Here is a 25,822-nt window from a genome sequence, read left to right on the forward strand (position 1 = left end):
GGGTCGGCGTCGGGTCACTCCGCCCGGTCCCATTCGTGACGGGGTGGCGCCGAAGGGGCGGGCGCGAGGTCCAGAACCCCGTGCCCGCAATGCGTCTAGATCGCGGGCAATTCCTCCAGCACCTTGTCCAGCGTCAGCGGATAATCGCGGATGCGCAGCCCGGTCGCGTTGTAATGGGCGTTGGCGACGGCGGCGGCGATGCCGCAGAGCCCCAGCTCGCCCACCCCCTTGGCCTTGAGCGGGGTCGAGGCCGGGTCCAGCGTGTCGAGGAACACCACCTCCTGGCTGGCGATGTCGGCATGGACCGGCACCTCGTATCCGGCGAGATCGTGATTGGCGAAGAAGCCGCGCCCGGTGTCGATGGCCAGCTCCTCCATCAGCGCCGCACCGAGACCCATCACCATGCCGCCGATCACCTGGCTGCGGGCCGAAAGCGGGTTCAGGATCCGCCCGGCATCGCAGACCGCCAGCATCCGCCGCACCCGCGTCTCTCCGGTGCCGGCATGGACGGCCAGCTCGACGAAATGCGCCGCGAAGGTGGCCATCAGCACATCGTCCTGGAATTCCCCGAAAGCGACCTTGTCCTCGGCGGTGATCTCGCCATCGGCGGCGATCTCGGCCAGCGATGTGCTGCGGCCCGAGGCGGTGACTCGGCCATCGGCGAAGTCCAGGCTGCCCGCATCGACATTGCCGAGCCGCCTGGCGATCTCCTCGCGCAGCTTGACGCAGGCGGCATAGACCCCGGCGGTGGAACTCGGCGCGCCGAACTGCCCGCCGGAGCCGGAGGAGACCGGGTAGCGGCTGTCGCCCAGCCGGACCTCGACCTGATCGACGCCAAGCCCCAGCATCTCGGCCGCGGTCTGGGCGATGATCGTGTAGGAGCCGGTGCCGATATCGGTCATGTCGGTCTCGACCACCGCCGTGCCGTCGGGGCGCAGCCGCACAAGCGCGCCCGAATTCATGGTCAGCGCGCCGCGATAGGCCCCGGCCATGCCGTGCCCGATCAGCCACATCCCTTCTCGCCGGCCACCCGGCGTGGTGTTGCGGTCCGCCCAGCCGAAGCGGTCCGCGCCTTGGCGCAGGCAGGTGACGAAATTCCGGTCGGAGAAGGGCCGGTCCGGCTGGCCGGGATCGACCTGGGTGTCGTTGAGGATGCGGAATTCGACCGGGTCCATGCCCAGCTTCTCGGCCATCTCGTCCATGGCGATTTCCAGCGCCATCAGGCCCGACGCCTCGCCCGGCGCGCGCATCGCATGGGCCTCGGGCAGATGAAGATCCACCAGCCGGGGCGTGATCAGCCGGTTCGCCCCGGCATAGAAGAACGGGGTCTGGGCGGTGCTGTTCTCGCCATCGCCGCCGGGCTGGGTATGGGACAGCCCGTCATGGGCGATGGCGGTGATGCGCCCGTCGCGATCCGCCCCGATGCGGATGCGCTGGATGGTGCGGGCGCGATGGGTGGTGTTGTTGGCGATGGCCGGGCGGGGCAGGGCGACCTTGACGGGACGCCCGGTCGCGCGCGCGCCGAGCGCTGCCAGCACGCTGTCGGCGCGCATGAACAGCTTGGAGCCGAAGCCGCCGCCGATGAACGGGCTGTCCACCCGGACCTGATCGGGGTCGAGATCGAAGGCGCTGCACAGCCCCTCGACCAGCCAGTTGACCATCTGGGTCGAACTCCACACGGTCAGCCGGCCCTCCTCGTCCCACTGCGCGATGCTGGCATGGGGCTCCATCATCGCATGGGTCTGGCACGGTGTGGTGTAGGTTTCGTCCAGCGTCACCGGCGCCTCGGCAAAGGCCGCGGCGAAATCGCCGACATCCTGATCCGGCTCGGCCTTGCGCGCCATGGCCGTATCGCGATGCGTGGAAAGGTCGTAATCGGCGTGCCCCTCGGCGTCATAGGCGACCCGGACCAGACCGGAAGCCGCCCGCGCCGCCTCGAAGCTCTCCGCCACGACAAGCGCCACGGCCTGGTGGTAATGCCGGATCTCGTCGCCGCCGAAATGCGGCACGACATTCATGCCGTGCTTGCCCAGCACATCCATATCGGTGCTGCGGATTACCGCGACCACGCCCGGCGCGGCCTCGGCCGCGGCGCTGTCGATCCTGGTGATCCGGCCCCGCGCGATGGCGGAGAACACCGGATAGCCGGCAAGCTGATCCTCGGCCACGTCGTGCCGCTCATAGGCATAGGGCGCGTGGCCGGAGGTTTTCAGCGGCCCGTCGATGCGCGGGGTTGATTTGCCCAGCACCGTGCCGCGGTCGGCCGGGTTGGTGCCGGCGGGTTCGTTGAAATCCATCTCAGTTCCCCTCTGCCTCGGCCAGCATCGCGGCAAGGGTCCGCTCTGCCAGGGTGATCTTGAACGCGTTCTGCGCGGTCGGGCGCGCGCCGTCGAGCAGCCTTGCCATGACGGCCCCCGCCCCGTTGGGCAGTTCGGCATCCGCCGCTGCGCGCCGCCAGGGCTGGGGGGCGACCCCGCCAAGCGCCACCCGCCCGCTGCCATCGGCCTGCCGCACGAGCGCGACAGAGACGAGCGCAAAGGCGTAGGAGGCGCGGTCGCGGACCTTGTGATAGGCCTGATGCCCGCCGATCGGCGCGGGCAGGGTGACGGCGGTGATGATCTCGCCCGGTTCCAGCACCGTCTCACGCTCGGGCGTGTCGCCGGGCAGGAGGTAGAACTCCTCCAGCGGAATGCTGCGGCTGTTACCTGCCGCATCCAGCGTCTCGACCTGCGCATCGAGCAGGCGCATCGCGACGGCCATGTCCGACGGATGGGTGGCGATGCAGTGATCCGAGATGCCGATCACCCCCAAGGGCCGGGTAAAGCCCCCCGAATCAAGCGCCGCACATCCCGCGCCGGGGCTGCGCTTGTTGCAGGCCATGTTGGTGTCGTAGAAATACGGGCAGCGGGTGCGTTGCAGCAGATTGCCGCCGCTCGTCGCCATGTTGCGCAGCTGGCCGGATGCCCCGGCGACAAGCGCGCGGGTCAGCACCCCGTAATCGCGCCGGATCCGGTCATCGGCGGCCAGGTCGGTGTTGCGCACCATCGCGCCGATCCGCAGCCCGCCCGCATCCGTTTGCTCGATCCGGTCGAGCCCGGTGCCGGTCACGTCGATCAGCCGCGACGGCGTCTCGATCTCCAGCTTCATCAGGTCGAGCAGATTGGTGCCGCCGGCGATGAATTTCGCACCCGTGTCGCCTGCGGCGAGTGTCGCGGCCTGCCCGGCATCACCGGCGCGTTCAAAGCTGAACTCTCTCATGGCGCACCTCGCGAGACCTGAAGAATGGCCGTCATCATGTTGGCGTAGGCCCCGCAGCGGCAGATATTGCCGCTCATCCGTTCGCGGATCTCGTCCTCGGTGATCTCGATTCTGGCCGAGAGATCGCCGGTGACATGGCTGGGGATGCCCGCGGCAATCTCGTCCAGCACGGCGCGGGCCGAGCAGATCTGGCCCGGCGTGCAATAGCCGCATTGATAGCCGTCATGTTCGACGAAAGCCGCCTGCATCGGGTCGAGCGCGTCGGGCGCACCGATGCCCTCGATGGTCTCGATCTCGTGGCCGTCCTGCATCACCGCCAGCGTCAGGCAGGAATTGACCCGGCGGCCATTCACTATGACGGTGCAGGCGCCGCATTGCCCGTGATCGCAGCCCTTCTTGGTGCCGGTCAGGCGCAGATGCTCGCGCAGCGCATCCAGAAGCGTGGTGCGGTTGTCGATCTCGATCTCGCGCATCTCGCCATTGACGGTGAAGCGGACCGTGCTGCGCATCTGCGCCGCCCTGTCGCCCGGATCTGCGCCGGGCGCGGATCGCTGGTCTGTCATGTCGGTGGTCATGGGTCGCGTCCCCTGGCTGGTGGCTGGCTGTGCCGCCCGTGGCGGCACGCAGCAAGTGGCGTGGCGGGACCATAACGCGGCGGCCGCCCGTCGCGTTCAGTTGCGATTTGGCAAGATCGTTACGCGAGGCTGTCGGGACCTGGTCCGGGCGAGCGCGCGTTGACGCCGCCCGGCGCCGCCGATAGCGTGGCCGGCGGAAGAGCAACGTCCCCGGTGGGGTGCCCGGATTTCAAATCCGGAGAAAGGCGCGCGGCGTCTTTGGTGGGTTCGACTCCCGCCTCTTCCGCCAGAAATAACCCTATTTTCGGACCTTTGCCTGCAGCGCCAGATCGCGGATTTACCTGCATTTGCCGGGCAAAGCTGCCATGAATGTTGATGGGATTGCGCTTTGCCCGCTGACGGTCGCGTCGCGTGACGAAAGCCAGCGCCTTTGCCTGGTGTCATACGCTAGCAGCGAGCAGCCGGTCTGATGGGGGATTGCACCGTCGGCCCGAGAGAAGAACGACCGCATTGGGGCTGGTTCCACTGCTGGTGTTGCAGCCAGGTCGTCTTCGTTGCAGCACGCCTGCTCAGGCTTAGCCGCCGTCACATGAAAGATGGCTTGTCGCCCTCGATGACGGTCATGCCTGACGTGTCGAGGTCCGACAGCTTCGCGGCTTTGCGCAGGTACAGCGTCGGTCGGATGCGGTCGTTGCCGCCGAGAAAACCGATGACATGGCGCGCGATGGCACCGCTGGCGCCCAGGATGAGAGCGTTTGTCATGTGAAACCTTTCAAGGAAATTTGCGGAACGGTCGGGCGGGGCTGGACCCGCCTGACCGTGTTATTTTCTGCCGCGGGGGGTGAGGTCGAATGCTGGCTTACCCCGCCGCTTTCGCCTGCGCAGCCTCGCCCGCGACGTGCTGCTTCAGGAACGGCACCATCCGATCCATCGCCAGACTGACCGGCTCCTGCTTGTCGTAAAGATCGGAATGAGACCAATCCTCCAGCGACACCAGTTGGCGGTCCCTGGATGCTGTCGCGCGGCCGTATGCCTCCATCCCGTCGCAATAGGCCCCGAAGGCCCCGACCTTCTGGCAGGCCACGGCCTTGATGCGTTTTTCGGTCAGCGCGGCGCTCAGGATATACCCCCCGCCGCCGCAAATCCCGATGCCACCGATGCGGTCGGCATCGACATATGTCAGCGTCACCGCGTAGTCGATGACATGGCTGACATCCTCGACCCGCTGCGTCGGATCCTCGACCCAGCGTGGCTGACCGCCGGACTCGCCCTGATAGCTGGCGTCATATGCGATGACGACGAAACCCTGGTCCGCCAGCCGCTTGCCATAGACCTCGCCCGATGTCTGTTCCTTGCAGCTGCCGAAGGGATGGACGCTGATGATGGTCGGGTATGTCTTCTTCGGGTCGAAATCGGGCGGAGTCAGGATCAGCGCGGCGATATCCCACGCCATATCGTTGTTGCGAAACGTCATCTGTTCCATCTTGGACCTGACGATCGCTCAGATCTGCGGTGAAGGCGCGGACATCTCTGCCCGCGCCCGACGGCTTACTTGCCGCTCAGGTTCTTTTCGAAGAACGGGGCGAGGACGCCGACGGCCTCGGCGATTTCCTTCTCGCCGTCATACATATCCATGTGGTTCGCACCCTCGACGACATGGAACTTCTTGTCCTTGCTGGCGGCGCGCTCGAACAGATCGTCGCTCATCCATTTGCTGCCGGCCTCGCTGCCCGCGATGACCTGCAGCGGCTGGGTCAGGAAGGCTTCGGCCTTGCTGTAGGCGTCGTAGGGGATGATCTGGTCAAGACTGCGCGCGGTCATGTAGCCGGGCGCGGTCGGGTGTTCGGCGCGGGGCGTGTGGTAATATTCCCAGGCCTGGCGCAGTTCCTCGTTCGGCGCGTCTTCTTCCTTCATCGGGGCCAGCGGGAACTGGGCCGGATCTCCGCCCCTGGCATCGGCGGTCCGCGCCTCGGCGCCTTTCTCGATCATCGGCGCAGCATCCGCGTCCTCGACGCTGCCATCCCAGCCATTGCGGAACATCTGGCCGATATTGACGGCGCTGACCGTGCCCACGGCCTTGATGCGCGGATCGTTGATGGCGGCATTGGCGGTATAGCCCGCGCCAGCGCAGATCCCCATCGCGCCGATGCGGTTGTTATCCACGAAATCCAGCGTCGTCAGGTGGTCCAGCACGGCGCTGACATCCTCGGTGCTGACCGACGGGTTTTCCGTCTGGCGCGGCATGCCACCGCTTTCACCCTGATAGGAGCGGTCATAGGCGATGGTCACAAAGCCTTCCTCAGCCAGCTTCCTGGCATAGGTGCCAGCGGTCTGTTCCTTCACACCGCCGCCCGGATGGCTGACGATCACCGCCGGGTAGGTTTTCGATGTGTCGAAGCCCTCGGGGTAGTTGATGACGGCCGACATGTCGATGGTTGGGTTGTTGCTGTTCTTGAAGCTGATCTTGTCCATGACGTTCTCCTTGGAAAACACGACCGACCCGGACGGTCGATCTGGTGATGCATCGTCAATATGGTGCATCCCCGTTTCATGGATTAGACGCTTAAAACTGCATGGCCCTATCATTCAGGTAATAGATGAAACGAGATGAACTGGCCGATCTGACCGTCTTCGTGGCCGTCGCGCAGGAGCAGAGCTTTACCCGCGCGGCGCTCCGGCTGGGCATGTCGCAATCCGCGCTCAGCCAGATCATGCGGCGTCTGGAGGAGCGCGTCGGCCTGCGCCTGCTGTCGCGCACGACCCGGAGCGTTGCGCCCACCGCTGCTGGCGAGGACCTGCTGCGCCGGATCGCGCCGATGCTGGAGGAGATGGATCACAGCCTGACCGCGCTTGGCCGGTTCCGAGACCGCCCCGCAGGCCGTATCCGCATCACCACGGTCGAACATGCCGCCAAGACCATCATCCTGCCCGGCATCCGCGATCTGCTGCACGAAAACCCCGATATCAATATCGAAGTGATGATCGACTACGGCCTGTCGGATATCGTCGCGGACCGCTTCGACGCAGGCGTCAGGCTGGGCGCGCAGGTGGAGAAGGACATGATCGCCGTGCCGATCTCGCCGGATATTCCCATGGCGATTGTCGGGTCGCCGGCCTATCTGAAGGACCGCCCCGCGCCTGCCGGACCCCATGATCTGATCGAGCATCGCTGCATCAACCTGCACCTGCCGAGTTCGGGCACGACTTATGCCTGGCCATTGCTTGGCAGCGACAAGCAGGAACTCACCCGCGTCCGCGTCGAGGGGCCGCTCACATTGAATGCGATCGACCTGATCCTTGATGCCGCACGGGACGGCCACGGCCTCGCCTATCTGCCGCTCGATGTCGTCCATAGCGACATCGGGGAAAGGCGGTTGGTCAGCGTGATGCAGGGCCGCGTTCCAGATTTGCCGGGCTATCACCTGTATTATGCCAACCGCCGCAACGCCTCGCCCGCATTCAGACTGCTGGTCGAGGCGCTGCGCTGGCGTGGCGAGAAAACTTTGAAATCAGCGCGGTAGGGAAAGTCTGAACGCCCTCACTCCCGCAGCCGCTCGGCCGACCGCCTTCGGGCCTGGCCGGAGGGAAATGCCGCGGAGCGCGCCGAAGGCCCAGGTTCGGGGAAGCCGCAACGCAGCGCCGCCAGGGCAAGGTGAACCGCTACATCGAGGGCGACGCCAAGCGCCCGCTCAAGGGCAGCGGCACAAACCCGGCCCCCGAACAGACCGAATACACGGTCGATGGCGAGAGCTACATCGTCACCGGCCTCGCAGGCAGCCGCCCGAATGGCGGCATGGCGGTCGAGGCGCGGCGCGACAGCGACGGGGCGCGCGCGATCCTGATCATCTCGGGCCACGGCGAGAACCAGAAAATCGCCGCGCTGACCGAGCCGGAGGACGGCCCGCGCGACAGCCGGTTCGGAGATGACGCGCCTGTGGTCGCCCAGCTGACGGGCGACGAGCTGGGGCCGCGGGCTGATATCAGGCAGTTGGCGCGGCTTGCGTCCAGCTGGTATCGCAAGAATTTGGTCCGCGACGGCAAACCCATCACGGTCAAAAATCGTGCGACGGGCTGGGAAATCTCGTTCGATAACGCGGGCACGAAAAAGATCGGCGGCCGCAAGGGCGAAGACGTATATAGAGCTGTCGTCGCGCTTCCGGCAATTCTGGAGCATGGCAGGCCGATCGCCTCGGAACCCGACAGAAAAGGGCGTGACCAGATCAAGGCAGTCCATACCTTTGCCGCTACAATCATGCTGGACGGTCGGCGTCTGGCGCTTCTGGCCCATGTCCGCGAGACAACCGACGGTCGGTTCCATTACGATCTCGGGGTGGAAGGCAGCGAGGGCCGGTCAAGGACCGCGTTGAAGACCGACTCTCCAAGAGAGCAGGCCATCAGATCGGCATTCAAGGGCGCCCCCGCCGATCTCAACCTAGCCACTGCTGGCAGCGAAGTCAATTCCAGCGCCATCAGCCCCGCGCAGGCCCGCGCCATCAATGCGGCCGCGAATCAGGCGCTCGCGAAGGTCGGACTGCTGGGCAAGATCGGCCTGAAGGTCGAGGCCGGACGGCTGACCGGCCCCAACGGGCAGTTCTTCCGCGGCGTCGTGTCGATCCTGCGCGACCGGGGCAAGGGCTGGCGCCACACGCTCGACCACGAGATCGTCCATGCGCTGCGCGCGCCCGACCGCTGGGGCGCTCCCTACGGGCTGTTCACCAGGGAGGAATGGCGCGCCCTGCTCCGCGCCGCCCGCGCCGATGACGCGATCTCCGCCCGAGTGCGCCAGCATTACGCCGATGAAAGCGCCGCGGTGCAGGCCGAGGAAATGGTCGCCGAACTCTACGCCGATTGGGCGCAGGGTCGCCGCGACGTGAAGCCCGGCCCGCTGCGCCGCGCGCTCGACACGATCCGCAGCTTCTCATGTCCCATTTCGCCCAGCGTCGGCGCAACGAGATCATGCTGTCGCAGGCGCTGCGCCACGGCTCGACCGATCACCTGGTCCCCCATCCGCGCCAGTTGGAAGGTGATGCGGAGCTGGGCGTCCCGCCGCTGCGATGGAAAAAGGGCGATACGCTGGGTAATATGGCGGCATTGATCGAGACCAGCACCCGGAGCGTCACCCACCATGTTCCCGAAATCGCCCGCGCCCGATACGACGTCGCAACCCGAACCTTCCGAAAGTCTCAAGGCGAACAGATATCTGATGGAATGCTTAAGACTTGGTCTCAGCATCCAAGAATGCGAAAGGCAGGCGGAGGGCACCGAACGATTAAAAGAAGCATTCTCCTGCTCACCCTTCTACGCGAAACGCGCGGCCGAAGACCCGGATTACTGGAACAAGCTCTACGGCAGTCGCGTCAACTGGTAGAGGATGGCGATCTTTCCGCTCGAATTGCCACGCGCCACCATGTGATCGGGGCAGGCTCAGCCGCCGCGCACGATCAGCGTGCCGGGGACGAACACATCCTCGTTCAGCCGCCCCGACAGCACGTCCAGCAGCCGCTCGCACATCGCGGTGATCGGCTGGCGGTAGGTGGTCAGGTGATAGGATGGCGCGGCGGCCAGCGGGATGTCGTCGAAGCCTGTCACCGCGATCCCGGCGGCCGCGCCGCCGCGCGCGCGCAGCGCCTCCTTCGCACCGATGGCGAGGATGTCGTTCTCGCAGACCAGCACATCGGGCAGGGTGCCGGGCAGGGCCGCGTCGAGCACCGCGTTCACCGTGTCGATCGCGGAATGGAAGTCATATCCTGCCGCGTGCCGCGTCGGCACCGCGCCGCCGGTCAGCCCGAGCCAGTGGTCGCGGAAACTGTCCACCCGGTGCAGCTTGGCCGATTGCGTGTCCGGCCCGGCGATGAAGGCGGGGCTGGCATAGCCCCGCGCGAACAGGTGGTCCCCGATCTCGCGCATGGCCAGCCGGTCGTCGCAGGAAATCGTCAGCGTGTTGGGGTTGTTGCTGTAGCGCGCGAACACCACCAGCTTCTTGACCCGCCGCGCCCCCAGGGCGGTGTCCAGCACCCGGTCATCGAAGCGGGTGCCGATCATCACCGCCGCATCGACCCGGCGCTGGCTGGCCGCAAGCAGCGCGGCCGAGGCATCCTCGCTCTCCGACATGTTGACCAGCAGCGTGCCCCAGCCCTGCGACCACAGGATCCGGGTCAGCCGCTCCAGCAGCACCAGCTTGTGGGGGTTGTTGAAATCATTGGTGATGAGCGCCACCAGATGCGAGCGATCCGAGGCGAGAGAGGCGGCCAGCAGATCGGGCGCATATCCCAGCCGTTCGGCCGCCGCCAGCACCTTCTGCCGGGTCTTGGGAGAGATCGCGCCGCGCTTCTTGAAGGCGCGGGCCACCGTCCACCGCGACACGCCCGCCGCCGCGGCCACGTCATCCGCGGTCACGCCGCGGCTCTGATCCGCGTTCTCAGCGATCCGGTCCATCCTCCGACCCTACAGGCAGAATCCCGCCGCGGGAAGAGATTTGCACACGCGAGCAGATTTTTCTTGCACACGCGAGCATGGATGCGCATCTTGCCGCCTAGTCAGCGATTGCTGCGATTCGGGGGGAGGACGCATGATCAAGGTCGCATTGCTGGGGGCCGGGCGGATCGGTCAGGTTCACGCTAGGTCAATCACTGCGAATCCCGATTGCCTGCTGGTCGCCGTGGCCGATGCCAATGCGCAGGCCGCGCGGGCGCTGGCTGATCCGCTAGGCGTCGCGGTCCGCAGCGTGGACGAGATCATCGCCGATCGCGACATCGAGGCGGTGCTGATCGCCACCTCCACCGACACGCATTCCGACCTGATCGAACGCGCCACCGGGGCCGGCAAGGCGGTGCTGTGTGAAAAGCCGGTCGATCTGTCGCTGGACCGGGCGCTGGCGGCGCTGCGCGCGGCCGATGCCACGGCGCAGCCGGTGATGATCGGCTTCAACCGCCGTTTCGATCCGCAATTCGCGACGCTGAAATCCGCCTTTGACCGGGGCGAGATCGGCAAGGGCGAATTGCTCTCGATCACCTCATTCGACCCCGCGCCGCCGCCGGTCAGCTACATCAAGGTCTCGGGCGGGCTGTTCCGCGACATGATGATCCATGATTTCGACATGGCCTGCTGGATCTTCGGCGGCCCGCCCGCGCGCATCAGCGCCACAGGCAGCGCGCTCGTCGATCCCGAGATCGGGGCGGCGGGCGATGTGGACACGGCGGCCGCCACGCTGCAATGGGATGACGGGCGGATCTGCGTCATCAAGAATTCGCGCCGCGCCGGGTATGGCTATGAGCAGCGGATCGAACTTCTGGGGGCGGAGGGGCTGCTCTCGGCCCGGAACATGCTGGAACACACGGTGGAGAAGATCACCGCGGATGGTGCGCTCTCCGCCAAGCCGGTCTATTTCTTCCTCGAACGCTACATGCGCGCCTATGAGATCGAATGGGCGGCCTTTGTCGAGGCGCTGAAATCCCGCGCCCCGATGCCGGTCAGCCTGCGCGACGGGGTGGCCGCACTGGCCTGCGCCGAGGCTGCGACCCGTGCTGCGCGATCCGGCGATACGGTGGATCTCACCCCCGAGATGCTGGGGGCCGCATGATCCGGCAGACCGGCTGCTGCACCTGGATCTTCGGCGGCGAGGATCTCGCCGCCATCGCCGCGCGCGCCCACCGCGCCGGGCTGGACGGGGTGGAACTGCATGGCGATGTGGACGGGATCGACCCTGAACAGGCGGGGCGCGTCTTTGCGGATCACGGGCTTTCGGTGTTTTCGGTCACGCCCGGCGATGCGGATATCTCGCATCCCGATCCGCCGATCCGCGCGGCGGCGCTGACCTATTACGACCGGCTCATCGACTGGGCCGGGCGGCTCGGCCAGCCGGACGGGCTGCCGCGCATCTCCTGTCACGGGCAGGTCGGGCGCATCCGCCCGGTTGCCGACCAGCAGGTCGAGGACGCGCATCTGGCGGACAGCACGCGGCATGTCTGCGCGCTTGCGGCGGATGCCGGTCTGCCGGTGGTGTTCGAGATCCTGAACCGCTACGAATCCCACCAGATCCGCAGCGTGGCAGAGGGGCTGGCGCTGATCGACCGGGTCGGCGCACCCAACCTGTCGCTGCTGCCCGATGCCTATCACATGAATATCGAAGAGGCCGATCCCGCCGCAGCACTGCGTGCCGGGGGCGCGCGGATCGGGCTCTACCACGCAGCCGATTCCCATCGCGGCGCCATCGGGAACGGTCACACGGATTTCGCCGCGCAATTCGCCGCGCTGGATGAAATCGGCTATGATGGCCCCATCATCATAGAACCCGCCGCGCCCGGACCCGATCCGTTCAACACCGACAAGGGCGCGGGGTATCGCGACCGGCTGGAGCAGATCCTGACCCGGTCCGTGCGCGCCATCAGAACGATGGGGCATTGAAGACAGCCGGCGCGCCACGCGCCGGGTGAGCCGGGCGGGAGGAGACGCCCGATCAACCACCAAGGGAGGAAGACCGAAGATGAAACAGCTACTTGCAACCGCCGCGATGAGCCTCGCGCTCGCCGCACCCGGACTGGCGCAGGAGATTGTCGTCGTGGCCCACGGCCAGGCCAATGATCCGTTCTGGTCCGTGGTCAAGAACGGCGCTGCCAAGGCCGGCGAGGATACCGGCGCGAATGTCGATTTCCGCTCGCCCGAGACCTTCGACATGGTCCAGATGAGCCAGCTCATCGATGCCGCCGTAAACCAGGAACCGGACGGGCTGATCGTTTCGATACCCGATGCGGACGCGCTCGGCCCGTCGATCCAGCGCGCGGTCGAGGCTGGGATTCCGGTGATCTCGATGAACTCGGGCGGCGATGTTGCCGCGGATATGGGCGTGCTCTTGCATGTCGGGCAGTCTGAGTACGATGCCGGCGTCGCGGCGGGCGAGGAACTGGCCGAGATGGGCGGCACCAAGGCGATCTGCGTCAACCACGAGGTCGGCAATGTGTCGCTCGACCAGCGTTGCGACGGGTTTGCCGAGGGTTTCGGCAATGTCGTTGAAGTCATCCCGACCCAGATGGACCCGGCCGATGTGCAGTCCAAGGTCCGCGCGGCACTCGAATCCGACCCCGAGATCGACACGATCCTGACTCTAGGCGCCTCGATGGTGGGTGAGCCCGCGGTCGATGCCGTGAAGGCCCTCGATCGCGACGATATCCAGATTGCCAGCTTCGACCTTTCTGCCGGCTTCCTACAGGCCGTCGTCGATGGCGACGCCACATTTGCCATCGACCAGCAGCAGTTCCTGCAAGGGTATCTGCCGGTCTCATTCCTGGCGCTGCAGGCCCAATACGGGCTGATGCCGGGCGGCGATGTGCCCTCGGGGCCGAACCTTGTGACGCAGGACAAGGCCGAACAGGTGGTCGAGCTGTCCGCCCAGGGGATCCGCTGATCCTGTCCACCGGGCGCGCGGGAGAGGTCCCGCGCGCCTGGCGCATGACGAATTCATTTTCAGCGTGGGGGACCACATGACGGATGCCACGGATGGGGCGGACGAACGGATCAAGTCGGAATCCGTCGTCACCCGATTGATGAAACGGCCGGAGCTGGGCGCCATCAGCGGCGTCATCCTGGTCACGATCTTTTTCCTGATCACCGCCGATCGCAGCATGTTCACCCTGTCCGGGATCATGAATTTCATGACCCCCGCCGCGCAGCTGGGCATCCTGGGCATCGCCGCCGCCATGCTGATGATCGGGGGCGAGTTCGACCTGTCCATAGGCTCCATGGTGGCCTTCGCGGGGCTGATCTTCGGGGTGCTGGCGGTGAATATGGGCCTGCCGCTGATCCTCTGCATCCCGCTGACGCTTCTGGCCGCGGCGGGAATGGGGGCCGTCAACGGCACGGTGGTGATCCGCACCGGACTGCCCAGCTTCATCGTGACGCTGGCCTTCCTGTTCATCCTGCGCGGCGCCTCGCTCGTGGGGCTGAAATGGTTCACCGGCGGCTCGACGCAGCTTCGCGGCGTGCGCGACGCGGTGGAGGGCGATTTCCTCACCCCGTTCTTCTCGGGCGACGCTTTTCCCGGCCTGTTTTCCTGGCTGGCCGAGCGCGGCATCATCGACAGCTTCAACTCCGGCGCGCCCAAGGTGCCGGGCATCCCGGTCGAAATCCTGTGGTTCATCGTCATGGCGCTGATCTGCACCTTCGTGCTGCTGCGCACGCCCGCGGGCAACTGGATCTTCGCCACCGGCGGCGATGACAATGCAGCGGCCAATTCCGGCGTGCCGGTCAAGCGCGTCAAGATCGCGCTGTTCATGCTGACCGCCTGCGCGGCGGCGCTTGTCGCCATCATCACCGTGATCGACGCGGGCTCCACCGATGCCCGGCGCGGCTTCATGAAGGAATTCGAGGCGATCATCACCGCGGTGATCGGCGGCTGCCTGCTGACCGGCGGCTACGGCTCGGCCATCGGCGCATTTTTCGGCGCGATCATCTTCGGCATGGTCACGATCGGGCTGACCTATACCGATTTCGACCAGGACTGGTTCCAGGTCTTTCTGGGCGGAATGCTGCTTCTGGCCGTCGTGTTCAACAACGTCATCCGCAAACGCGTGACGGGGGAGCGCTGAGATGTCCGAACCCATCATCCACATGGAAAACATCAAGAAGCATTTCGGCAATGTCATCGCGCTGAACGGCGTGACCTTCGATGTGCGCCCCGGCGAATGCCACTGCCTGCTGGGCGACAACGGCGCGGGGAAATCCACCTTCATCAAGACCATGTCGGGCGTCCACAAACCCACCGCCGGAGAGATCTTCTTCGAAGGCCGCCCGATGAGCTTCGACAGCCCCCGCGACGCGATGGAGGCGGGGATCGCCACCGTCTTCCAGGATCTCGCCATGATCCCGCTGATGAGCGTGACGCGCAATTTCTTCATGGGCCGCGAGCCCAAGAAGGGCGGCATCATCAAGCGCTTCGACATCGACCGCGCCAACCAGATCACCATGGAGGAGATGCGCCGCATGGGCATCAACCTGCGCGCGCCCGATCAGGCGGTCGGCGCGCTCTCGGGCGGCGAACGCCAGACCGTCGCCATTGCGCGCGCGGTCTATTTCGGCGCCAAGGTGCTGATCCTCGACGAACCCACCTCGGCGCTTGGCGTGCGCCAGACCTCCAACGTGCTGGCCACCATCGACCGGGTGCGCAACCAGGGCATCGGTGTCGTGTTCATCAGCCATAACGTGCGCCACGCCATGGCGGTGGGCGACCGTTTCACCGTGCTGAACCGGGGACAGACGCTCGGCACCGCGGTGAAGGGAGAGATCGACGCGGCCCAGCTTCAGGACATGATGGCCGGCGGGCAGGAAATGGCCCAGCTCGAAGGCTCGCTCGGCGGCACGGTCTAGGACAAGCAGCGGGCCGGGCGGATCGCGCCCGTCCGCCATCCCGACAGGAGACGACATGATCCATCCCATGCCGCAAGCCCCGCTCGGCGTTGCCCTGATCGGCACCGGCTTCATGGGCAAATGCCACGCCATGGCCTGGCGCAATGTCGCCACGGTCTTCGGCGGCGCCCATCCGAGGCTGGAGATCCTCTGCGACACCCCCGCCGACCGGGCCGGGGAGATCGCGGCGCAGTTCGGTTTCGCCCGCGCCACGGATGACTGGCAGGTGGCGGTGGCCGACCCGGCCGTCGATGTGGTCTCGATCACCACGCCGAACGGTCTGCACCGCCCCATGGCCGAGGCGGCCTTGCGCGGGGGCAAGCATGTCTGGCTGGAAAAACCCATGGCGCTGACGCTGGCCGATGCGCAATCCATGGCCGATCTGGCCGCTTCCCATCCCGGGCAGGTCACGCTTCTGGGTTACAACTACCTGCGCAACCCGGCCTTTCAGGCGGCCGAACGTCTGGTCGCCGCAGGCGAAATCGGCCGCCCGCTGGCCTTTCGCGGCGTGTATGACGAGGATTACTCGGCCGATCCCGATCTGCCCTGGTCCTGGCGCATGACCCATGCGGGCGGCGGGCTGGGCGTGCTGGGCGATCTCGGCTGTCACCTCGTCAGCCAGATGGTCGCGCTGATGGGCGATGTGGCCGAGGTGACGGCCATGACCCAGATCGCCGTGCCGAGCCGCCTTTCGCCCGACGGACCGCGCGATGTCGAGAACGAGGACAGCGCCATGGCGCTGATCCGCTTTGCCTCCGGCGCGCAGGGCAGTTTCGCCACCTCGCGCGTGGCGCGCGGCCGCAAATGCCGCCTGCAATGGGAGGTTCACGGCAGCGACGGCACGCTGGTCTTCGATCAGGAGAACATGAACGAGCTGTGGCTCCACCGCGCGGGCGAGGCCGGCTTCACCCGCCATCTCAGCGGCCCCGAACAGCCCGATTTCGCCGCATTCTGCCCCGCGCCGGGCCATAATTTCGGCTTCAACGAACAGAAGATCATCGAATGCCGCGACCTGCTACGCGCGATTGCGGGCGGCTCCGCCGCCGCGCCCGATTTCGCCGCCGGTCTGCGGATCGAGCGCGTCATTCACGCCATGGCCGCCTCGAACGGCCAGCCCGTCCGCATCGAGGAGCTTAGCCATGAAGCCGCTTGATCTCATCACCATCGGTCGCAGCAGCGTGGACCTCTATGGCGACCAGATCGGTGGCCGGCTGGAGGATATGGGGTCGTTCAGCAAGTATATCGGCGGCAGCCCGACCAATATCGCCTGCGGGACGGCGCGGCTGGGGCTGAAATCCGCCGTCATCACCGGGGTGGGCGATGAGCATATGGGCCGCTTCATCCGAGAGCAGTTGCAGCGCGAGGGGGTGGATGTGCGCGGGGTTAAGACCGACCCCGCGCGGCTGACCGCCCTGGTTCTCTTGGGCATCCGCGACGAGGACAGCTTTCCACTGATCTTCTATCGCGAGAATTGCGCCGATATGGGTCTGACCGAGGTTGATATCGACGAGGATTTCATCGCCGAGGCGCGGTCAGTGCTGGCCACCGGGACGCATCTGTCGCACCCGCAAACCCGCGCCGCCGTCATCAAGGCGCTGGAACTGGCGCGCAAGCACGGCGCGCGGACGGCGCTCGACATCGATTATCGTCCCAATCTCTGGGGCGTGGCGGGCCATGGCGAGGGCGAGAGCCGCTTCGTCGCAAGCGAGGCGGTCACGGCGGAGCTGCAATCGACGCTTCACCTTTTCGACCTGATCGTGGGCACCGAGGAGGAATTCCACATCGCCGGCGGCAGCACCGACACGATTGCGGCGCTGCGCGCGGTCCGCAAGGTCTCTGACGCCACGCTGGTCTGCAAACGCGGCGCGGCGGGGGCTGTGGCCTTCGAGGGCGACATCCCCGACAGCCTCGATGACGGCCAGACCGGTCCGGGTTTTCCGATCGAGGTCTTCAACGTCCTCGGCGCGGGCGACGGGTTTTTCTCGGGGCTGATGAAAGGCTGGCTGGACGGCGAGGACTGGCCGACGGCGCTGAAATATGCCAATGCCTGCGGCGCCTTCGCGGTCAGCCGCCACGGCTGCACGCCCGCCTATCCCTCGCTGACGGAGCTGGAGTTCTTCCTCAGGCGCGGCGTGACCCAGCCCGATCTGCGCAATGACGCCGAACTGGAACAGATCCACTGGGCCACCAACCGTCAGGGCCGCATGGGCGGCGACTGGTCCGAGATGCGCGTCTTCGCCTTCGACCACCGCGCGCAGCTCGAAGAGATGGACGGCTATACGCCGGACAAGGGCGGGGTGTTCAAGGAGTTGTGCCTGAGCGCCGCGCTTCAGGTGGCAAACGGGCAGAGCGGCTACGGCATCCTCTGCGACAACCGCATCGGGCGTTCGGCGCTGCATGCGGCCAGCGGCAGCGGCCTGTGGATCGGGCGGCCCGCCGAATGGCCCGGCTCCCGCCCTTTGACGCTGGAGCCGGAGCTCGGCCCCGATTGCGGCGGTCTGCAGGAATGGGCGCGCGAGAATATCGTGAAATGCCTCTGCTTCTGCCATCCCGATGACGATGCCGCGATGCGCGAGGATCAGGAGGCCACGATCCGGCGGCTTTACACGGCGGCGCGCCGCAACGATCTGGAGTTCCTGCTGGAGGTGATCCCCTCCAAGGTCGGCCCGGTCGATGACATGACCACCGCGACCCTGATCCGGCAATTCTACGCCATCGGCGTCTATCCCGACTGGTGGAAGCTGGAGCCGATGAAAACCCGCGAGGGCTGGCAGAACGCCATCGACGCCATCGAGGAACATGACAAACACACCCGCGGCATCGTCGTCCTCGGCCTAGACGCGCCCGAAGCCGAGCTGGCCGCCAGCTTTGAGGTCGCGGCGGGTTTCGATCTGGTCAAGGGTTTCGCCGTCGGCCGCACCATCTTCGGTGACGCGGCGCGGGCGTGGATGCAGGGTGAAATCGGCGACGACGACGCGGTCGCGCAAATGGCGGAGCGATATGCGCGGCTTTGCGAGATTTGGGACAGCGCCCGCAGCAAGGCAAAGGCGGCGGCCTGATCCTTGGGTATTTGGATGAAGAAGAAATTGGAGGCGATGTGATGAGCGGCAAGACCATCCGACTGACCGCCGCGCAGGCCATGACCCGCTGGCTGTCGGTGCAGATGAACGAGGACGATCAGCGCTTCATCGAAGGCGTCTGGGCGATCTTCGGTCATGGCAATGTGGCGGGGATCGGCGAGGCGCTCCACGGCATGGGCGAGGCGCTTCCGACATGGCGGGGCCAGAACGAACAGTCGATGGCCCATGCCGCGATTGCCTGGGCCAAGGGCCATGCGCGCCGCCGGGCACAGGCGGTGACGACCTCGATCGGGCCGGGGGCGACCAATGTCGTGACGGCGGCGGCGCTTGCGCATGTGAACCGGCTGCCGCTGCTGGTCATTGCGGGCGATGTGTTTGCGAATCGCCGCCCCGATCCGGTGCTGCAGCAAGTCGAGGATTGGGGCGACGGGACCGTCAGCGCGAATGACTGTTTCCGCCCCGTCAGCCGCTATTTCGACCGTATCACACGGCCCGAACATCTGCTGACGGCCTTGCCCCGCGCCATGGCCGCGATGACCGACCCCGCCGCTTGCGGCCCGGCGGTGCTGAGTTTCTGTCAGGATGTGCAGGCCGAAGCCTATGACTGGCCCGCGGCATTCTTCGAACCCCGCATCTGGCGCATCCGCCGCCCCGAACCCGACCGTCAGGAACTGGCCGAAGTCGCGGACATGATCCGCGCCGCGCGCGCGCCGGTGATCGTGGCGGGCGGGGGCGTGATCTATGCGCAGGCCGAGGACGCGCTGAGCGACTTCGCGACCCGCCACAATATCCCGGTGATCGAGACCCAGGCCGGCAAATCCGCCCTGCCGCAGGATCACAAGATGAATTATGGCGCGGCGGGGGTCGATGGCTCGGGCGCGGCCAATGCCATGGCCGCACAGGCCGATCTGGTGATCGGCATCGGCACGAGGTTGCAGGATTTCACCACCGGCTCGCGGACGCTGTTTCCGGATGCGAGACTGGCCAGCATCAATGTCCAGCCCTATGACGCGGCCAAGCATGGCGGGGTCAGCCTCGTCGCCGATGCCAAAGTGGCGCTTGCGGCACTGACGCAGGCGCTTGGCGAGTACCGCGCCGATGCGGCAAACCCGCAGGCCCGCGCCGATTGGCTGGAGGCCGTCACCGCCCATTGCGCCGCCCCCACCGATACCAACGAACTGCCCACCGACGCGCAGGTGATCGGCGCGGTGCAGCGCGCGACAGGCCCCGACGCCATCGCTATGTGCGCCGCAGGCACCATGCCCGGTGCGTTGAAGCTGCTGTGGCAGGCCAGCCGGCACGGCTATCACATGGAATACGGCTATAGCTGCATGGGATACGAGATCGCGGGCGCCATGGGCCTGAAACTGGCCCGTCCCGACCGCGAGGTGATCTGCTTTGTCGGCGATGGCAGCTATATGATGGCCAATTCGGAACTGGCCACGGCGGTGATGCGGCGCATCCCCTTCACCGTCGTGCTGACCGATAATCGCGGCTATGGCTGCATCAACCGGCTGCAACAGGGCACGGGCGGGGTGCCGTTCAACAATCTCTATGTGAACAGCAATATCGAGACCCAGCCGCAGATCGATTTCGTGGCCCATGCCGCCAGCATGGGGGCGCATGCGGTCAAGGCGGGCGGCATCGCGGAGCTGGAATCAGAGATCGCCGCCGCGCGGTCCCGCGACATTCCCACCGTGATCGTCATCGACACCACCGCCGAGCCCGGCCCCGGCGACGGGCTGGAAGGCGCCGGGCATTTCTGGGACGTGGCCGTGCCGGAGGTGGGCGAGACCCAAAAACTTCGCGCCGCCTATGCCGATTACCTTGCCAATATCGCCCGCCAGAGGCTTGTGAACTGAGGCTGACATGATCCGTTACGGCACCAATCCCATCGCCTGGTCGAATGATGACGACCACTCCATCGGCGCGCATCTTTCGCTCGAGGATTGCCTCACCGATTGCCGCGAGATCGGCTTTGACGGCATCGAGAAGGGCCACAAGATGCCCTCGGACGGTGATGAGCTGAAAGCCGCGCTCGGCGCGTATGGGCTGCAATTCATCGGCGGCTGGCATTCGACGAATATCCTGGCCACCGGCTCGACCCCGCAGGTGGAGCGCGCGGCGATGGATGCGCATATCGCCATGTCGAAAGCGGCGGGCAGCGATCTCATCATCATCTGCGAATGTTCCAACACCGTGCATGGCAAAAGCGAGGTCGCCGCCAATGACCGGCCGATTCTCAGCGATGAGGAATGGGACCGGCTGATGGCGGGCATCAACGATCTGGCCGCCCATGCCGCCGGGCAGGGGATGCGCTTCTGCTATCACCACCATGCCGGCTCCTGCGTCGAAAGCGCCGCGGATATCGACCGCTTCATGGCCGCCGCCGGGCCGGATGTGCATCTGCTGCTGGATACGGGACACGCGCATTTCGGCGGCGCCGATCCGGCGGAGCTGGCGCGCAGATACATGTCCCGCGTGGGCCATATCCATTGCAAGAATATCCGGCAGAAGGTGATGGAGGAGGTGCGCGCCGAGGGGCTTTCCTTCATCGAGGGCGTCCGCCGCGGCGCCTTCACCGTCCCCGGCGACCCCGAAGGCTGCGTGGACTTCGCCCCGGTGCTGCGCATCGCCGCAGAAGCCGGATATGACGGCTGGCTGGTGATCGAAGCCGAGCAGGACAGCGCCAGCCGCGACCCGAAGCATTACCAGTCCATGGGCCTCGACGCGCTGCGCCGCATGGCCCGCGAGGCCGGGCTGGATCGTGATGCGGCGGCATAAGCGCAGGATGGCAGGGGCGCTGCCCCTCCTGGCCTGCGGCCAGTTCACCCCGGGGTATTTTCCTGAGGAGAAGGCGCGAGGCGCGGTGTTCGGTGTACGCGCTGTGTACATGTTGTGGTCGGGCGGTGCACGGCCCGTGCGGCCGTTCGGCCAGCACTTGCAGGGTGTTTCGCGGCCGCAGGGATGACCCGCCGTGCGGCGCAACGCACGGTGCTGTTGCCCCTAACGGCGGCGCCGAGTTTGAGAAAGGACATGCTATGAGCCATCTTCTGCACAAACCCTTCGGCAGCCATGGCGAGGTGCATCGCATCACGCCCGAGGATGCCGGCTGGCGCTATGTCGGCTTCTCCCTGCACCGCCTGCGCGCGGGCGACCGCGCCGGCGATCTGACCGGGGATCGAGAGGTCATTCTGGTGATGGTCGAAGGCAAGGCCCGGATCGAGGCCGCCGGGCGGGACTGGGGCGAATTGGGCGAGCGGATGGATGTGTTCGACAAGACCCCGCCGCATTGCCTCTATGTCCCGAACGGCCAGCAATGGCAGGCCGAAGCGACAACCGATTGCGTCATCGCGGCCTGCTCTGCCCCCGGCCGCGGCGGCCATGAGGCCCGCCGGATCGGGCCCGACGGCATCACCCTGACCGAACGCGGAAAGGGTACCAATACCCGCCATATCAACAATATCGCCATGGAGGATCAGGATTACGCCGACAGCCTGCTGGTGACCGAGGTCTTCACCCCCGCAGGCCACTGGTCCAGCTATCCCAGCCACCGCCATGACGAGGATGATTTCCCCCGCATCACCTATCTGGAGGAGACCTATTACCACCGCCTGAACCCCAGCAATGGCTGGGCGATTCAGCGGGTCTATACCGATGATGGCAGCCTCGATGAGAACATGGCGGTCAAGGACGGCGATGTCGTCTGCGTCCCCCGAGGCCACCACCCCTGCGGCGCTCCTTACGGCTTCGAGATGTACTACCTCAACGTCATGGCAGGACCGCGCCGGAACTGGCGCTTTGTCCCCGCGCCGGAGGTAGAGTGGATCATGGAGAGGGATAAGGGGTAGGGGGGCCGGCCACGCGCGACGCAGCGCGATGCCCTGCCGGTCCGGGCGAGACAGGCTTTGACTTTGCCCCGGCCAGCGGCTAAGGGCGGCGTTTCGGCTGCATGTGGTGGGCGCGGATGGGCCGCGCAGAAACCGGACCGGGCCGATACCCCCCGGCCCGAGGGCCCCATCCTGGCAGACGAGATGACACAGACAGATATTGCCGCCCCGCTGGCCGCGACGCTGGCCGAACGCGGCTATGACCGGCTGACCACCGTGCAGCAGCAGATGCTGGACCCCGACATCGGCGGCCGCGACCTGCTGGTCTCGGCGCAGACCGGCTCCGGCAAGACCGTGGCCTTCGGCATCGCCGCCGCGCCGGAATTGCTGGACGCGGATGACCGCATGCCCGAAACCGGCCAGCCGCTGGCGCTCGCCATCGCGCCCACGCGGGAACTCGCGCTGCAGGTCGCGGCAGAGCTGGGCTGGCTCTATGCCCAGACGGGGGCGCGGATCGCGACCTGCGTGGGCGGGATGGATTACCGGACCGAACGAAGGGCGCTGGCACGCGGCGCGCAGATCGTGGTCGGCACGCCGGGGCGGCTGCGCGACCATCTCGACAAGGGCGCGCTCGATCTCTCCGGGCTGCGCGTGGCGGTGCTGGACGAGGCCGACGAGATGCTTGATCTCGGCTTCCGCGAGGATCTGGAACATATCCTGCAGGCCGCGCCGGACAGCCGCCGCACGCTGATGTTCTCGGCCACCGTGCCGCCGGCCATCGAGAAACTCGCCCGCGATTTTCAGCGCGACAGCCTGCGCGTCGCCGCCACCGGAGAGGCGCGGCAACATGGCGACATCACCTATCACGCGCTCTCCGTCACCGCGCGCGACAAGGAAAACGCCATCTTCAACCTGCTGCGCTTTCACGAGGCGCGGACCGCGATCATCTTCTGCAAGACCCGCGCCAATGTGAACCATCTGCTGGCGCGGATGGGCAATCGCGGCTTCCGCGTGGTGGCGCTGTCGGGCGAGCTGTCCCAGCAGGAGCGGACCCATGCCCTGCAGGCGCTGCGTGACGGTCGCGCACGGGTCTGTATCGCCACCGATGTGGCGGCGCGCGGCATCGACCTGCCGGGGCTGGATCTGGTGATCCATGCCGATCTGCCGACCAATTCCGAAACCCTGCTGCACCGGTCCGGCCGGACCGGGCGGGCCGGGTCCAAGGGGGTCTCGGCGCTGATCGCGACCTCGTCCGAATACAAGAAGGCGCAGCGGCTGTTGCAGGGGGCGAAGGTGACGGCGGAATGGGGCAAGCCGCCCTCGGCTGAGGAGGTCAGCGCCCGCGACGATCTGCGGATGCTGGATCACCCGGCCCTGTCGTCGCCGCTGGAGGACATGACCGTGGCGCGCGATCTGCTGGACCGGGTCGGGCCGGAACAGCTCGCCGCGGCCTTCGTCCAGCTCTGGCGCGAGGGGCGGCCGCCGCCCGAGGAGCTGACCGATGTGCCGCCCGCGCCGGACGCCGCACCGCGCCCGCCGCGCGACTTCGGCGCCTCGGTCTGGTTCAGCATCTCGGTCGGGCATAGCGGCCGGGCGGAGGCCCGCTGGCTGCTTCCCAAGATCTGCGAGGCGGGCGGGATCACCCGCGACGCGATCGGGGCCATCCGGGTGCGCGAGGATGAAACCCTGGTCCAGATCGCCACCGCTGAGGCGCCGCGCTTCGGAGACGAGATCGAGCTGGAGGCAGGACTGCTCATGCGCCGCCTGGCGGGCGAGCCGGCCTTCGATGCGCGCCCCGCGCGCCGCGGCCCGCCGAAGCCTGCGCGCGGGGCCGCGACGCGGGCGGCGAAACCCCGTGATGCTGCCGCGCCGCGCGAGCCGTCCTCTGGCTCCGGGAAAACCGCGCCGGCCTGGTCGCCCGAACCGGATGTCGCGGCGGACGGCCGGGTTGCGAAGCTGAAGAAGAAGGCGCGTTGGAGCGCCGAGAAGAAGGCGGCTGCGGCGTCGAAACCGGCCCATGCTTCTGACGCTGCGACAGCGGAAAAAGGTAAACCCGCGCGGCCACCCCGCCCAGCCGGAAAGGACGGCGCGCCCGCCGGAAAAAAATCCCGCACCGCCGCCACCGATGGCAAGCCTGCCTCTGGCCGCGGCAAGGGCCGGGCGGAGTCCAAGCGCCCCGCGAAGCCCGGATCGAAGCGACCGCGACCGGGCGGCAATACGCCGCCGCGTCGGCCGCGGACGCGCGGCTGATGCGTCACGGCGCGCGCCACGCGAGACGCGCGCCGGTCCCGCCTCCGGCGCTTTTCAGACGCGGGCGCTGAGCGGGCCTACCCACGACTTTGCGCCTGAGCGTTGCGATGGCTGCATGGCGGGTCTTCGCAGCCGGGCATGGCGTGCCACACGCGAAGCTGTTATCGCAAACGGAACCTCCCGAAATCGAGCGGTGCCGCCATGACTGCTGACGCCAGCAAACCCGCCAGCCTGTCGCTGGTGATCCTGTCCCTTGCCCTTGGTGCCTTTGCCATCGGCACGTCCGAATTCGCCGCGATGGGGCTTCTGCCCTGGTTCGCCGCCGATCTGGGCCTCAGCGAGGCCGAGGCCGGGCATGTCATCTCTGCCTATGCGTTCGGTGTGGTGATCGGGGCGCCGATCACCACGCTTCTGGGGGCGCGGCTGCCGCGGCGGCGCTATCTGGCCGCGCTGATCGGCGCTTACGGCGTGCTGAACCTCGCCGCCGCGATCCTGCCGGGCTATTCGACGCTGGTGGGGATGCGCTTCCTGGCCGGGCTGCCGCATGGCGGGTTCCTGGGCGTGGGGATGCTGTTTGCCGCCGATGCCCTGCCGCGCGAGAAGCGGGCCAAGGGGGTGACGCAGGTGATCCTGGGGCTGACCGTGGCCAATATCGTCGGCGTGCCCTTTGCCGGGGTGCTGGGCGATGTTCTGGGCTGGCGCAGCGGCTTCGCGCTGCCCGGCATCTTTGCGCTGATCGCCGCCGCGCTGATCCTGAAATTCGCCCCGCGCGTGGGGGTGGATCCCGATGCGCGGCCGATGGCGGAGCTGAAGGCGCTCAGCAATTCCGCGGTGCTTCTGACCCTGCTGGTCGGCACGATCGGCAGCGGCGGGATGTTCGCGGTCTATGCCTTCATGTCGCAGGCCATGCTGGTCACGGCGAGCCCGCCGGGATGGGCGGTGCCGGCGATGCTGTCGGCCTTCGGCATCGGCAGCACCATCGGCAGCATCATGGCGGCGCGGATGACCATCGCGCTCGGCCCGGTCGCGGCCTGCGCCTGGCTGTTCGTGATGATGATCGGCGCGCAGGGCTTCACCATCTGGTCGGTGGGCACCTGGCAGGCGATGATCGCGGCGGCGCTGCTGCTCGGGCTGACCTCGACCGTGTTCGTGCCGTTGCAGACACGGCTGATGGACATTGCCGGCCAGGCGCAGAGCATGGCCGCCGCGATGAACCACGCGGCCTTCAACGCCGCGAACGGTCTGGGTCCGCTGTTCGCGGGGCTGGCGCTGGATGCGGGGTTCGGCTGGCGGGCGCCGGGCGTGGTCGCCATTGGCTTCTCGCTGGTCGGATTGCTCGGCCTCGCGGTCGTCTGGCGTCACGCGAAGGGGCGGGGCGAGGTGCTGCATCCCGTGCCCGTCCACTCGGCCGTGCACTGAGCGCGGCCCGGCG

General features: G+C 67.0%; 21 protein-coding genes, 1 tRNA gene and 1 pseudogene. 16 read left to right on the forward strand and 7 right to left on the reverse strand.

Going from position 1 to position 25,822, the window contains the following annotated elements:
• Positions 1–95 precede the first annotated feature (95 nt).
• The 3 genes from paoC to BLT73_RS04425 are packed head-to-tail and all read right to left on the reverse strand — an operon-like array spanning position 96 to position 3,767.
• The gene (gene paoC / locus BLT73_RS04415) at positions 96–2,297 is read right to left on the reverse strand and encodes an aldehyde oxidoreductase molybdenum-binding subunit PaoC (RefSeq protein WP_090521274.1); all 2,202 of its coding nucleotides are present in this window, start codon (positions 2,295–2,297) and stop codon (positions 96–98) included.
• 1 nt (position 2,298) lies between these two features.
• Entirely contained in the window at positions 2,299–3,258 is a 960-nt protein-coding gene (locus tag BLT73_RS04420; protein ID WP_090521276.1) for an FAD binding domain-containing protein, read from the reverse strand.
• Positions 3,255–3,767: a 2Fe-2S iron-sulfur cluster-binding protein gene (locus BLT73_RS04425; RefSeq protein WP_218132509.1), complete on the reverse strand. Its 513-nt coding sequence runs from the start codon at positions 3,765–3,767 to the stop codon at positions 3,255–3,257. The genes BLT73_RS04420 and BLT73_RS04425 overlap by 4 nt, the downstream gene beginning before the upstream one ends.
• 261 nt (positions 3,768–4,028) lie before the next feature.
• Here BLT73_RS04425 and BLT73_RS04430 point away from each other — a divergent pair.
• Positions 4,029–4,122 (forward strand) — tRNA-Sec (locus BLT73_RS04430).
• Positions 4,123–4,418: 296 nt separating this feature from the next.
• Here BLT73_RS04430 and BLT73_RS17225 read toward each other — a convergent pair.
• From BLT73_RS17225 to BLT73_RS04440, 3 genes are all read right to left on the reverse strand, one after another.
• Positions 4,419–4,595 (reverse strand): Rossmann-fold NAD(P)-binding domain-containing protein, encoded by a 177-nt coding sequence (locus tag BLT73_RS17225; RefSeq protein ID WP_176804904.1) that lies wholly within the window; start codon positions 4,593–4,595, stop codon positions 4,419–4,421.
• 97 nt (positions 4,596–4,692) lie between these two features.
• Positions 4,693–5,316, reverse strand: coding sequence for an alpha/beta hydrolase (locus BLT73_RS04435; RefSeq protein ID WP_090521281.1), 624 nt, complete (start codon positions 5,314–5,316; stop codon positions 4,693–4,695).
• 65 nt (positions 5,317–5,381) lie between these two features.
• The gene (locus BLT73_RS04440) at positions 5,382–6,305 is read right to left on the reverse strand and encodes an alpha/beta hydrolase (RefSeq protein WP_090521283.1); all 924 of its coding nucleotides are present in this window, start codon (positions 6,303–6,305) and stop codon (positions 5,382–5,384) included.
• A gap of 125 nt (positions 6,306–6,430) precedes the next feature.
• Between BLT73_RS04440 and BLT73_RS04445 the strand changes: the two genes are divergently transcribed.
• The 3 genes and pseudogenes from BLT73_RS04445 to BLT73_RS17825 form a co-directional block, all read left to right on the forward strand.
• The gene (locus BLT73_RS04445; protein WP_090521285.1) at positions 6,431–7,354 is read left to right on the forward strand and encodes a LysR family transcriptional regulator; all 924 of its coding nucleotides are present in this window, start codon (positions 6,431–6,433) and stop codon (positions 7,352–7,354) included.
• Between the two features lie 272 nt (positions 7,355–7,626).
• The gene (locus tag BLT73_RS04450) at positions 7,627–8,928 is read left to right on the forward strand and encodes an LPD3 domain-containing protein (RefSeq protein ID WP_143025622.1); all 1,302 of its coding nucleotides are present in this window, start codon (positions 7,627–7,629) and stop codon (positions 8,926–8,928) included.
• Positions 8,814–9,080, forward strand: a pseudogene (locus BLT73_RS17825) (hypothetical protein); the annotation flags it as partial. The gene BLT73_RS04450 and the pseudogene BLT73_RS17825, both read left to right, overlap by 115 nt.
• A 177-nt stretch (positions 9,081–9,257) precedes the next feature.
• On the opposite strand, the gene BLT73_RS04460 reads toward BLT73_RS17825, so the two are convergent.
• Positions 9,258–10,268, reverse strand: coding sequence for a LacI family DNA-binding transcriptional regulator (locus BLT73_RS04460; RefSeq protein WP_090521290.1), 1,011 nt, complete (start codon positions 10,266–10,268; stop codon positions 9,258–9,260).
• Positions 10,269–10,401: 133 nt separating this feature from the next.
• On the opposite strand from BLT73_RS04460, the gene iolG reads away from it, so the two are divergent.
• The 12 genes from iolG to BLT73_RS04520 all read left to right on the forward strand — a co-directional run bounded on the left by iolG (position 10,402) and on the right by BLT73_RS04520 (position 25,809).
• Positions 10,402–11,412 (forward strand): inositol 2-dehydrogenase, encoded by a 1,011-nt coding sequence (gene iolG / locus BLT73_RS04465; RefSeq protein WP_090521292.1) that lies wholly within the window; start codon positions 10,402–10,404, stop codon positions 11,410–11,412.
• Positions 11,409–12,236, forward strand: coding sequence for a sugar phosphate isomerase/epimerase family protein (locus tag BLT73_RS04470; RefSeq protein ID WP_090521294.1), 828 nt, complete (start codon positions 11,409–11,411; stop codon positions 12,234–12,236). The genes iolG and BLT73_RS04470 overlap by 4 nt, the downstream gene beginning before the upstream one ends.
• 79 nt (positions 12,237–12,315) lie before the next feature.
• Positions 12,316–13,233 (forward strand): sugar ABC transporter substrate-binding protein, encoded by a 918-nt coding sequence (locus tag BLT73_RS04475; protein WP_090521296.1) that lies wholly within the window; start codon positions 12,316–12,318, stop codon positions 13,231–13,233.
• Between the two features lie 76 nt (positions 13,234–13,309).
• Positions 13,310–14,413, forward strand: coding sequence for an ABC transporter permease (locus BLT73_RS04480; RefSeq protein ID WP_090521298.1), 1,104 nt, complete (start codon positions 13,310–13,312; stop codon positions 14,411–14,413).
• Position 14,414: 1 nt separating this feature from the next.
• Positions 14,415–15,191, forward strand: coding sequence for an ATP-binding cassette domain-containing protein (locus tag BLT73_RS04485; protein WP_090521300.1), 777 nt, complete (start codon positions 14,415–14,417; stop codon positions 15,189–15,191).
• A gap of 55 nt (positions 15,192–15,246) precedes the next feature.
• Positions 15,247–16,383: a Gfo/Idh/MocA family protein gene (locus BLT73_RS04490; RefSeq protein ID WP_090521302.1), complete on the forward strand. Its 1,137-nt coding sequence runs from the start codon at positions 15,247–15,249 to the stop codon at positions 16,381–16,383.
• A complete protein-coding gene (locus tag BLT73_RS04495; protein ID WP_090521304.1) occupies positions 16,370–18,289 on the forward strand; it encodes a bifunctional 5-dehydro-2-deoxygluconokinase/5-dehydro-2-deoxyphosphogluconate aldolase in 1,920 nt (639 codons plus the stop codon). Before BLT73_RS04490 ends, BLT73_RS04495 begins: the two co-directional genes overlap by 14 nt.
• 41 nt (positions 18,290–18,330) lie before the next feature.
• Positions 18,331–20,172: a 3D-(3,5/4)-trihydroxycyclohexane-1,2-dione acylhydrolase (decyclizing) gene (gene iolD, locus BLT73_RS04500; RefSeq protein WP_090521872.1), complete on the forward strand. Its 1,842-nt coding sequence runs from the start codon at positions 18,331–18,333 to the stop codon at positions 20,170–20,172.
• 7 nt (positions 20,173–20,179) lie between these two features.
• Complete coding sequence (gene iolE / locus BLT73_RS04505; RefSeq protein WP_090521307.1) at positions 20,180–21,094, forward strand: myo-inosose-2 dehydratase; 915 nt, start codon at positions 20,180–20,182, stop codon at positions 21,092–21,094.
• Positions 21,095–21,351: 257 nt separating this feature from the next.
• Entirely contained in the window at positions 21,352–22,161 is an 810-nt protein-coding gene (iolB, locus tag BLT73_RS04510; RefSeq protein ID WP_090521308.1) for a 5-deoxy-glucuronate isomerase, read from the forward strand.
• Positions 22,162–22,344: 183 nt separating this feature from the next.
• The gene (locus tag BLT73_RS04515; protein WP_090521309.1) at positions 22,345–24,390 is read left to right on the forward strand and encodes a DEAD/DEAH box helicase; all 2,046 of its coding nucleotides are present in this window, start codon (positions 22,345–22,347) and stop codon (positions 24,388–24,390) included.
• Between the two features lie 201 nt (positions 24,391–24,591).
• Positions 24,592–25,809 carry an MFS transporter gene (locus BLT73_RS04520; RefSeq protein ID WP_090521311.1) on the forward strand — a complete coding sequence of 406 codons (1,218 nt, stop codon included), beginning with the start codon at positions 24,592–24,594 and terminating at the stop codon, positions 25,807–25,809.
• The last annotated feature ends 13 nt before the right edge of the window (positions 25,810–25,822 follow it).

Source organism: Paracoccus isoporae (assembly GCF_900101865.1).
Lineage (GTDB): Bacteria > Pseudomonadota > Alphaproteobacteria > Rhodobacterales > Rhodobacteraceae > Paracoccus > Paracoccus isoporae.